Genomic DNA, 9,476 nt, shown 5'->3' on the forward strand with positions numbered 1-9,476 from the left:
ACCTACGTTTTGCCAAGCCCAACATAGGCGCTGGAGGGCGTTGGGCTTCGCAAGCTCAGCGCCAACCTACGTCTTGCCTAGCCCAAACATCGCCGTGGGCGGGAGTTGTGCTGCCGGTTGGTCCGCGTAGAATGCCCGCCCTCTGGCCGTACCCCGCCGATTCCAATAACAAATCCCGCTACGAGAACCGCCCTGGCTAGCGAGCCTGAGGCGGCTTCCGTCGTGCTGCGCGGGCGGTCTCGACAACCGCAAATCACCTGAGCGTCGCAGAATGGATACCCCCCTGGAATCGCGCAACGGCAGCTGGCTGAGCGTGATCGCGCTGGCCCTGGCCGCCTTCATCTTCAACACCACCGAATTCGTCCCGGTCGGCCTGCTCAGCGACATCGGCCGCAGCTTCGACATGCCCGTCGCGCAGACCGGCCTGATGCTGACCATCTACGCCTGGGTGGTGTCCCTGGCCTCGCTGCCGATGATGCTGCTGACCCGCGATTTCGAGCGGCGCAGGCTGCTGGTGTTCGTCTTCCTGCTGTTCACCGCCAGCCACGTGCTGTCGGGCATCGCCTGGAGCTTCACGGTGCTGATGGTCAGCCGCATCGGCATCGCCTTGGCCCACGCGGTGTTCTGGTCGATCACCGCGTCGCTGGCGGTACGCGTGGCGCCGCCGGGCAAGCAGGCCAAGGCGCTGGGGCTGCTGGCGACCGGCACCACCCTGGCGATGGTGCTGGGCATTCCGCTCGGCCGCGTGGTGGGCGAGGCGCTGGGCTGGCGCACCACCTTCCTGGTGATCGCCGGGGTATCGGGACTGATCATGCTCTGGCTGGCCCGCGCGCTGCCGTCGCTGCCGAGCCAGAACTCCGGCTCCCTGCGCAGCCTGCCGCTGCTGTTCCGTCGTCCGGCGCTGGTGGCGCTGTATGTGCTGACCGTGCTGGTGATCACCGCGCAGTTCACCGCCTACAGCTACATCGAACCGTTCGCCCGCGACGTGGCGCACCTGAGCAGCGAAATGACCACCGCGCTGCTGTTGCTGTTCGGCGGCGCCGGCATCTTCGGCTCGATCCTCTTCAGCCACTACAGCGAACGCTTCCCCCGGGGCTTCCCGTTGGCGGCGATCGGAGCGCTGGCGCTGAGCCTGTCACTGCTGCTGCCGCTGTCCGTCGATCCATACTGGCTGGCGGCGCTGAGCGTGCTGTGGGGGATGGGCATCATGGGCTTCGGCCTGTCGCAGCAATCGAGGGTGCTGCGCCTGGCCTCGGATGCCACCGACGTGGCGATGGCCATGTTCTCCGGCCTCTACAACGTCGGCATCGGCGCCGGCGCGCTGCTGGGCAGCGTGGTGAGTATCCACCTGGGGCTGGCGAATGTCGGTTATGTCGGCGGGATGCTGGCGGTAGCGGGACTGGCGTTGTGCGCCTTCGCCGGCTGGCGGTATGCAGGGGAGCGGTAGGGCGGGTGAAACCCGCCATCGCCGTGCTGGCGGGTTGCACCCGCCCTACGTGGTCAGAGCAGCTCCGGCTCGACCATATCGCATTCGAAGGACAGCCAGCCGCCCTCCGGCCGGGCTTCGCCGCCGGTGATCGGGCCGTAGTAGGCCAGGCCGTTGCTCAGGGTGATGCACACGTGGGTCGGCTCCTCGGGGGCATCCAGCTGGCCGTTGAAGTGCGCCTTGAACACGCCGGGGGAGAGGGTTTCCAGGCCGACGTTCACGCCGGCGTTGTCCACAGCCTCGGCTTCGCGTCCCCAGTGTTCCGCGCTGACCGTTACGGTGGCGGTGTCTTGATACATGTTGTGGCTCCTTTGAGCGGAAAAGCCGGGCCGCTCTGTTGCGGCCCCGTTGAGTTTAGTGTCACGCCTCCGGCGTATCGCGCAGGAACACCAGGCTGTCTTCCGTCGACTGTTCCGCGCTGAAGCGGTAGCCGGCGTAGTCGAAGTCCTTCAGCCCGGCCGGGTCGGTCAGGCGCTCCCTGATCACATAGCGCGCCATCATCCCGCGGGCCTTCTTGGCGTAGAAGCTGATGATCTTGTACTGGCCGTTCTTCAGGTCCTTGAACTCGGTGTCGATGATCCGCGCATTCAGCGCCTTGCGCTTCACCGCGCCGAAGTATTCGTTGGAGGCCAGGTTGAGCAGCACGTCGTCGCCCTGTTCGGCCAGCGCCTCGTTCAGCCAGCCGCTGATGCGTTCGCCCCAGAAGGCATAGAGATCCTTGCCGCGCGGGTTGGCCAGCTTCGTGCCCATTTCCAGGCGATAGGGCTGCATCAGGTCGAGCGGCCGCAACACGCCGTACAGGCCGGAGAGCATGCGCAGGTGGCGCTGGGCGAAATCGAAGTCGTCTTCGGAGAAGTCCTCGGCGTGCATCCCGGTGTACACGTCGCCCTTGAACGCCAGCAGCGCCTGCTTGGCGTTCGCCGGGGTGAAGTCCGGGTGCCAACTGCCGAAGCGCGCGGCGTTCAGGCCGGCGAGCTTGTCGGACAGGCTCATCAGCCCGGCGATCTGCGCCGGGGTGAGTTCGCGGAGGATGCCGATCAGCTCCTGTGCATCGTCCAGGTGCAGCGGCAGCGTATGGCGCTCGGTAACGGGCGGGGTTTCGTAGTCCAGGGTCTTGGCGGGGGAAATCACCATCAGCATCGCGCGGTCTCCTCGAAGCGAGGGGCGATTGTAGGGATTCGAGCGCCGAGGCTCCACCTATGGAGACGATAGGTCGGTCAGCCCAGCCGCTGTTCCACCGGCACCTGCTCCATGCGCTTGAGCAGTTCACTCAGGAAGCAGCGCTCGGCCTGGGTGTGCTTCTGCTCGCGGTTCCACAGTACATGGATGTCCACGTCGGCCACGCCGTCGTCCGGCGGCAGCGCCCACAGGCGGCCCTGGGCGAGATCGTCGGCGACGATGTGCCGGGGCAGGCAGCCGATGCCGAAACCGCAATACACCAGGCGGCGGATTTCCTCGAGGCTGGGCGAGGAGGCCACCAGCTTGCCGGTGAAGCCCTGCTGGTCGCGGAAGATGGTCAGCGGCGAAAGCACTTCGCCGATCTGGTCGCTGGCGAAGGACACGTAGTCCTCGCCCAGCAGGTCGGCCAGGCGCAGGTCGCGGCGGCCGTAGAGGGCGTGGTGGCGGCCGCAGAAGAAGGCATAGCGCTGGCGCAGGAAGGTGCGTTGTTCCAGGCGGGGCGAGGGCAGGCGGCACAGCGCGAGGCCGAGGGTAGCGGTTTTCTGCTGCAACGAACTGAGTACGTCGGCGCTGCGCATCACTTCGATATCCAGTTCGACGCCGGGATGGGCGTGGTGGAAGTCGGTGAGGAAATCGTCATAGAAACCTGACTGGATGCGGCTGATGCTGAGCAGCCTCACCTTGCCGACAACCTGATCGGCCGGCTGCTCCAGCGCCGCCGCCAGGCGCGAGACATTGCCGTTGATGTCGCCGGCGATGCGCATGATTTCCTCGCCCAGCGCGGTGATCTCGAAGCGCGGCCCGCGCCGCTGCACCAGCGCGGCACCGAGCTGTTCCTCCAGCCGTCGCAACGCCTGGCTGACCGCCGGCTGGGTCAGGTGCAGGCGTGCGGCGGCGCGACTGATGCTGCGTTCCTGGCCAATCACCAGCCAGGTGCGCAGCAGGTTCCAGTCCAGCCGGTCATTGAGGAAGCGGCCGAGGCTTTCGCGGGGTTCCACAGGGCGGTCTCCATTCGGAAATCGGTTGATTATAAGCGGTGGTTATTCTTTGAATAACGATTAGAAAATTGACTGATTATCGCTGTGGCGGCGATAAAGTCCACAGGCGCCAAGAGCGCCCTCCGCACTGCCCCTGGGCTAGAACAACTGACAAGATCGGAGCCTGAGATGTCCCAGCCATCGCCACAGCCGGTTCGTGCCGCCACGGCCGCCTTCATCGGTACCATGATCGAGTGGTACGACTTCTATATCTACGCCACCGCCGCCGCACTGGTTTTCGGCCAGTTGTTCTTCCCCTCCGAGAGTCGCTTCCTCAGCACCATGGCCGCCTTCGGCACCTTCGCCGTGGGCTTCTTCGCCCGTCCGCTGGGTGGACTGATCTTCGGCCACCTGGGCGATCGCATCGGGCGCAAGAAGGCGCTGCTGGTCACTCTCGTGATGATGGGGGTGGCGACGGTGTGCATCGGCCTGCTGCCGACCCACGCGCAGATCGGCGTGGCCGCTCCCGTGCTGCTGGTGATCCTGCGCATCGTCCAGGGCATCGCCGTGGGAGGCGAGTGGGGCGGTGCCGTGCTGATGGCGGGCGAACACGCGCCCAGCGGCCGGCGCACCTTCTTCGCCTCCTTCGCCCAGCTGGGCAGTCCGGCGGGGCTGATCCTTTCCCTGCTGGCATTCAAGGCCGTCACCAGCATGGACAGCGAGACCTTCCTCGACTGGGGCTGGCGGCTGCCGTTCCTCGCCAGTTCGGCGCTGCTGATCGTCGGCCTGGCGATCCGCCTGGGCGTCAACGAGTCGCCGGAGTTCGCCCGCATCCAGCAGCAGTCGCGCCAGCACAAGCTGCCGGCGCTGGAGGTGGTGCGCAGTTCCTGGCGCACCTTGCTGCTGTGCATCGGCGCCAACACCATCGGTATCGCCGGTGTCTATTTCACCAACACCTTCATGATTTCCTACACCACCCAGAACCTGCAGATCGACCGTGCGCTGATCCTCGACTGCCTGTTCTACGTGGCGATCATCCAGTTCTGCGTGCAGCCGCTGGCGGCGCGCCTGGCCGAAACCATGGGCGCGGCGCGCTTCCTCAAGCTGGCGGCGCTGCTGGCGGTGGCTTCGCCGTACCCGATGTTCCTGCTGGTCAGCCAGGGTAGCGCCACGGCGATCATCCTCGGCATCGCCACGGCGGTGGTGTGCATGGCCAGCTTCTATTCGGTGATCGCCGGCTTCGTCAGCGAGGTGTTCGACGCCCGGGTGCGTTACTCGGCGATCTCCATCGCGTACCAGGTCTGCGGCGCCATCGCCGGTGGCCTCACGCCGCTGATAGGCACCTTCCTGGCGCACCGTTTCGACGGCCAGTGGCTGCCGCTGGCGCTGTTCTATTCCCTGCTGGCCGCCCTCTCGCTGCTGTGCATCGTCGGTCTCGACCGCCGTCTGCGCGTAGGCACCGCAACGGCCACCGCCTGATTCCGTAAGGAGAGATTGATGCTGAAGATCGATGGTGCTCGCCTGTGGGCGAGCCTGATGGACATGGCCCGGGTTGGCGCAACGGCCCGTGGCGGCTCCCGCCGTCTGGCGCTGAGCGAAGAAGACCGCGCCGGTCGCGAGCTGTTCGAAGGCTGGTGCCGCGATGCCGGCCTGAGCCTGCGCCGCGACGCGGTGGGCAATCTGTTCGCCCGTCGTGCCGGCGAGGACGATGGCCTCGACCCGGTGGTGATGGGCAGCCATCTCGATACCCAGCCCGAGGGCGGCCGTTTCGATGGCGTGTACGGTGTGCTGGCCGGACTCGAGGTCTTGCGTACGCTGAACGACAGGCAGATCCGTACCCGCCGCCCGCTGGAAGTAGCGGTATGGACCAACGAGGAAGGCGCGCGCTTCACCCCGGCGATGCTCGGCTCGGCGGCCTTCACCGGGGCCATGGCGCCGGAAGCTGCGCTGGCCTCGCGGGATAGCGACGGCGTCAGTGTCGGCGAGGCGTTGCAGGCGCTCGGCTGGCAGGGCGATCTGCCGTTGGGCCGGCGCCTGGATGCCTACTTCGAGGCGCACATCGAGCAGGGCCCGATCCTGGAGGACAACGCCATCGACGTCGGTGTGGTCACCGGCGGCCAGGCGATCCGCTGGCTGGACGTACGAGTCACGGGACAGGCCGCCCACGCCGGCACCACGCCGATGCCGCTGCGCCACGATGCACTGTTCGGCGCGGCGGAAATGATCCAGGCCCTGGAGGTGCTGGCGCAGCGTTTCGCGCCCCACGGGCTGGTGACGGTCGGCCAGCTGGAAATCGCCAAATCTTCGCGCAATACCATCGCCGGCCTGCTGGACTTCACCATCGACCTGCGCCATCACCGCGACGACGTGATAGCCGCCATGGAGCAGGAGGCCCGTGCGCTGCTCGAAGCCATCGCTGCACGACGCGAGCTGGGACTGCAGATCGGCGTGCACTGGATCAGCCCGGCCACGCCTTTCGACGCCGATTGCGTCGGCCATGTGCGCGAGGCGGTGCAGGCGCTGGGCTATTCGCACCAGGACATCGTCAGCGGAGCCGGCCACGACGCCATCCACCTGGCGCGCGCCTGCCCGACGGCGATGGTGTTCATTCCCTGTGTCGGCGGACTCAGCCACAACGAAGCCGAAGACGTGATTCCCGAGCAGGCCACCCAGGGCGCCGATGTTCTGCTCAATGCCGTGCTGGCCCGCGCCGGCCGTACCGACTGACAGGAGATTGCCGTGCTGACGTTCTTCCATCCCGAACAGCTGCTGCACCTGCCGCGCAGCTATTTCTCCCGTGGCCAGATGCGCACCCCGCAGGAGGTGCCGGAGCGCGCCGAACGGCTGCTGAAGGCGGTGGGGGCGATGGGGTTCCCGATCCTGGCGCCAGACGACTTCGGTCGCCAGCCCCTGCTGGCCGCGCACAGCGAGGCGTACCTGGACTTCCTCGAACACGCCTACCAGCGCTGGCACGACGTGCCGGAGGACTGGGGTGACGAGGTGATGTCCAATGTGTTCATCCGCGAGGGCAATCCGCTGCGCGGTGTCCTTGCCCAGGCGGCACGCTATCTGGCCGATGGCAGTTGCCCGGTGGGCGAGCACACCTGGCGCTCGGCCTACTGGTCGGCGCAGAGCGCGGTTGCCGCGGCGCGCCAGGTGCGAGACGGCGAACCGGCCGCCTATGCCCTGTGCCGCCCACCGGGGCACCACGCACGGGAAGAGGGCGCCGGAGGCTTCTGCTACCTGAACAACGCCGCCATCGCCGCGGCGGAGCTGCGCCATCGCTTCGACAGGGTCGCCATCCTCGATACCGACATGCACCACGGCCAGGGCATCCAGGAGATCTTCTATGGCCGCGACGACGTGCTCTATGTGTCGGTGCACGGCGATCCGACCAACTTCTACCCGGTGGTCGCCGGCTTCGACGACGAGCGTGGCGAAGGGCAGGGCGAAGGCTTCAATCTCAACCTGCCGATGCCGCATGGCGCGAGCGAAGAGGACTTCTTCGCGCAGGTGGGCACAGCGCTGAAGGCGGTGCGCGAATTCGGTGCGCAGGCACTGGTGCTGTCGCTGGGTTTCGACATCTACCGGGAGGACCCGCAGTCCAAGGTGGCCGTGAGCACCGAGGGCTTTGGCCGGCTGGGTCGCGAGGTCGCCGCGCTGGGGCTGCCGCAGGTCATCGTGCAGGAAGGCGGGTATCACCTGCAGACGCTGGAACGAAACGCGCAGGCGTTCTTCGACGGGCTGAAGGGCTGAGGCGAAAGGGTGGGTAGCGGGTTTGCGGGAGGTCAGACTCTTAAAACTAACGCTCCGCGAATCCCCCGCCAAGGTATTTCGTCGTAGGACGAAAAAAAGATTCTTGAGAAGGAAAAAGACTTTTTATCGTCATGTTTTTTCCTGTATTTCTGGATTCGTAGACCGCCGAACCCTGCAGACAGGTGGCGGCCCCGGCCCGTCACTTGCTTGCTTCGCTCTCGAGCCTCCTCGAGAGTCGGCGGCTCACCGCGCGGCGGAGCGCTGTCATGGCATTCCGTCGTAACCTTCCAAGAAGAGGTGACCCGCGTATGGATGACCACGGACGTTCCAGACCTACCAAGCCCACCCTCTACGTCCTCGATACCAACGTTCTGATCCACGACCCCAACGCACTGCTGAACTTCCAGGAGCACCACGTCGCCATCCCGATGACGGTGCTGGAGGAACTGGACAAGCTGAAGGCCGGAAAGCACACCATAGCCGCGGAATGCCGCCAGGCGATCCGCCTGATCGATCAGGTACTGGGCGAAGCCTCGCCGGAGGAAGTGGAGGAGGGGGTTCCGATCCAGCGGGGCAAGAGCGGGCCGTGCGGCAGTCTGTCGATCCTCATGAGCAAGCGTGCCGAGCCGATCACCTGGCTGCCCGAACACCTCAACGACAACCGCATCATCAACCAGTTGGTGGAGCTGCAGAGCCGCCACAACGCCAAGCGCGTGGTGCTGGTGACCAAGGACATCAACATGCGCCTGAAGGCGCGCGCCTGCGGGGTGGCTGCGGAGGACTACCACACCGACCAGCTGATCGACGACGTCAACCTGCTGCCCCGTGGCTACCACTCGCTGAACGGTTCGTTCTGGGATCGCGTCAGCACCGTCGAGACCCGCCAGGACCACGGCCGCACCTGGCACCGCGTGCAGCTCACCGACAACCTGCCGGCCGTGCACATCAACGAGTTCATCGTCGACGAGCAGGGCTTCGTCGGCTGGATCAAGGGCATCGAGCAGGACGAACTGCTGATCCTCGACCTGCACCAGGAGCCGCTGCTGCACCAGGAAGCCTGGGGCCTGCGCCCGCGCGACGTGTACCAGTCGCTGGCGCTGTATGCGCTGCTCGATCCGGACATCCATCTGGTCAACCTGTCCGGCGCCGCCGGCTCGGGCAAGACCATCCTCGCCCTGGCCGCCGCTATCGAGCAGACCATGGTCAACAAGCGCTACCGGCGCATCATCGCCACCCGCAGCGTGCAGGGGCTGGACGAGGACATCGGCTTCCTGCCGGGCACCGAGGCGGAGAAGATGGAACCCTGGCTCGGCGCTATTACCGACAACCTCGAAGCGCTGCATTCCGATGACGAGTGCACCCACGGCAGCGTCGACTACATCCTCAGCAAGGTGCCGCTGCAGTTCAAATCGCTGAACTACATCCGCGGACGCAGCTTCCAGCAGAGCCTGATCCTCATCGACGAGTGCCAGAACCTCACGCCGCACCAGATGAAGACCATCATCACCCGCGCCGGCAACGGCTCGAAGGTGATCTGCCTGGGCAACCTGGCGCAGATCGACACTCCCTACCTGTCCGCCACCAGCTCCGGCCTGACCTACCTGACCGAACGCTTCAAGGACTTCCCCCACGGCGTGCACGTGACCCTGCAAGGGGTGCCGCGCTCGGTGCTGGCGGAGTTCGCCGAGGCACATCTCTGACGCACATGGCCCGCTCCTTCCGTAGGAGCAACTGTCTTTGCATTGTCGCGAGGCTACCCCCTCACCCTAACCCTCTCCCTCAAGGGAGAGGGGACTCTTCGGAGTTGCCGGCTGGCACGGCATATCACCCGACGCAGTGGTGCCCCCTCTCCCTCCGGGAGAGGGTTGGGGTGAGGGAGTCGCAACGCTTGTCCATCGCCCCGGCCCCGAGACAAGGTGGAAATGCTTCGCGATTTCCACCCTACGCTCTCGCCATACCTGTAGGAGATTCTATGTCAATGGGGCTTCGCCTCCTGGGGGTGATAAGCCGTCTGCGTCTGCATCAGGGCAAAGGCTATCCGGGCTAATTTGCGGGCCAAAATGGTCAGGGCCTCGGTC

General features: G+C 66.0%; 8 protein-coding genes. 5 read left to right on the forward strand and 3 right to left on the reverse strand.

Annotated features, from left to right (window positions below):
- The first annotated feature begins 271 nt into the window (after nt 1-271).
- Nucleotides 272-1,447, forward strand: coding sequence for a sugar transporter (locus JFY56_RS21465; protein WP_208316173.1), 1,176 nt, complete (start codon nt 272-274; stop codon nt 1,445-1,447).
- A gap of 53 nt (nt 1,448-1,500) precedes the next feature.
- On the opposite strand, the gene JFY56_RS21470 is transcribed toward JFY56_RS21465, so the two are convergent.
- The 3 genes from JFY56_RS21470 to JFY56_RS21480 form a co-directional block, all read right to left on the reverse strand.
- Complete coding sequence (locus JFY56_RS21470) at nt 1,501-1,785, reverse strand: hypothetical protein (RefSeq protein ID WP_208316174.1); 285 nt, start codon at nt 1,783-1,785, stop codon at nt 1,501-1,503.
- A gap of 61 nt (nt 1,786-1,846) precedes the next feature.
- A complete protein-coding gene (yaaA, locus tag JFY56_RS21475; protein WP_208316175.1) occupies nt 1,847-2,626 on the reverse strand; it encodes a peroxide stress protein YaaA in 780 nt (259 codons plus the stop codon).
- Between the two features lie 77 nt (nt 2,627-2,703).
- Nucleotides 2,704-3,663 carry a LysR family transcriptional regulator gene (locus JFY56_RS21480; RefSeq protein ID WP_208316176.1) on the reverse strand — a complete coding sequence of 320 codons (960 nt, stop codon included), beginning with the start codon at nt 3,661-3,663 and terminating at the stop codon, nt 2,704-2,706.
- Nucleotides 3,664-3,831: 168 nt separating this feature from the next.
- On the opposite strand from JFY56_RS21480, the gene JFY56_RS21485 reads away from it, so the two are divergent.
- The 4 genes from JFY56_RS21485 to JFY56_RS21500 all read left to right on the forward strand — a co-directional run bounded on the left by JFY56_RS21485 (nt 3,832) and on the right by JFY56_RS21500 (nt 9,098).
- Complete coding sequence (locus JFY56_RS21485) at nt 3,832-5,121, forward strand: MFS transporter (RefSeq protein WP_208316177.1); 1,290 nt, start codon at nt 3,832-3,834, stop codon at nt 5,119-5,121.
- 18 nt (nt 5,122-5,139) lie between these two features.
- The gene (locus tag JFY56_RS21490; protein ID WP_208316178.1) at nt 5,140-6,369 is read left to right on the forward strand and encodes a Zn-dependent hydrolase; all 1,230 of its coding nucleotides are present in this window, start codon (nt 5,140-5,142) and stop codon (nt 6,367-6,369) included.
- A gap of 12 nt (nt 6,370-6,381) precedes the next feature.
- Nucleotides 6,382-7,398, forward strand: a complete 1,017-nt coding sequence (locus JFY56_RS21495) for a histone deacetylase family protein (protein WP_208316179.1) — start codon at nt 6,382-6,384, stop codon at nt 7,396-7,398.
- Between the two features lie 308 nt (nt 7,399-7,706).
- Nucleotides 7,707-9,098: a PhoH family protein gene (locus JFY56_RS21500; protein WP_208316180.1), complete on the forward strand. Its 1,392-nt coding sequence runs from the start codon at nt 7,707-7,709 to the stop codon at nt 9,096-9,098.
- Nucleotides 9,099-9,476: the final 378 nt, after the last annotated feature.

The organism is Pseudomonas schmalbachii (assembly GCF_017589465.1).
In the GTDB taxonomy this organism is placed as follows: Bacteria; Pseudomonadota; Gammaproteobacteria; order Pseudomonadales; family Pseudomonadaceae; genus Pseudomonas; species Pseudomonas schmalbachii.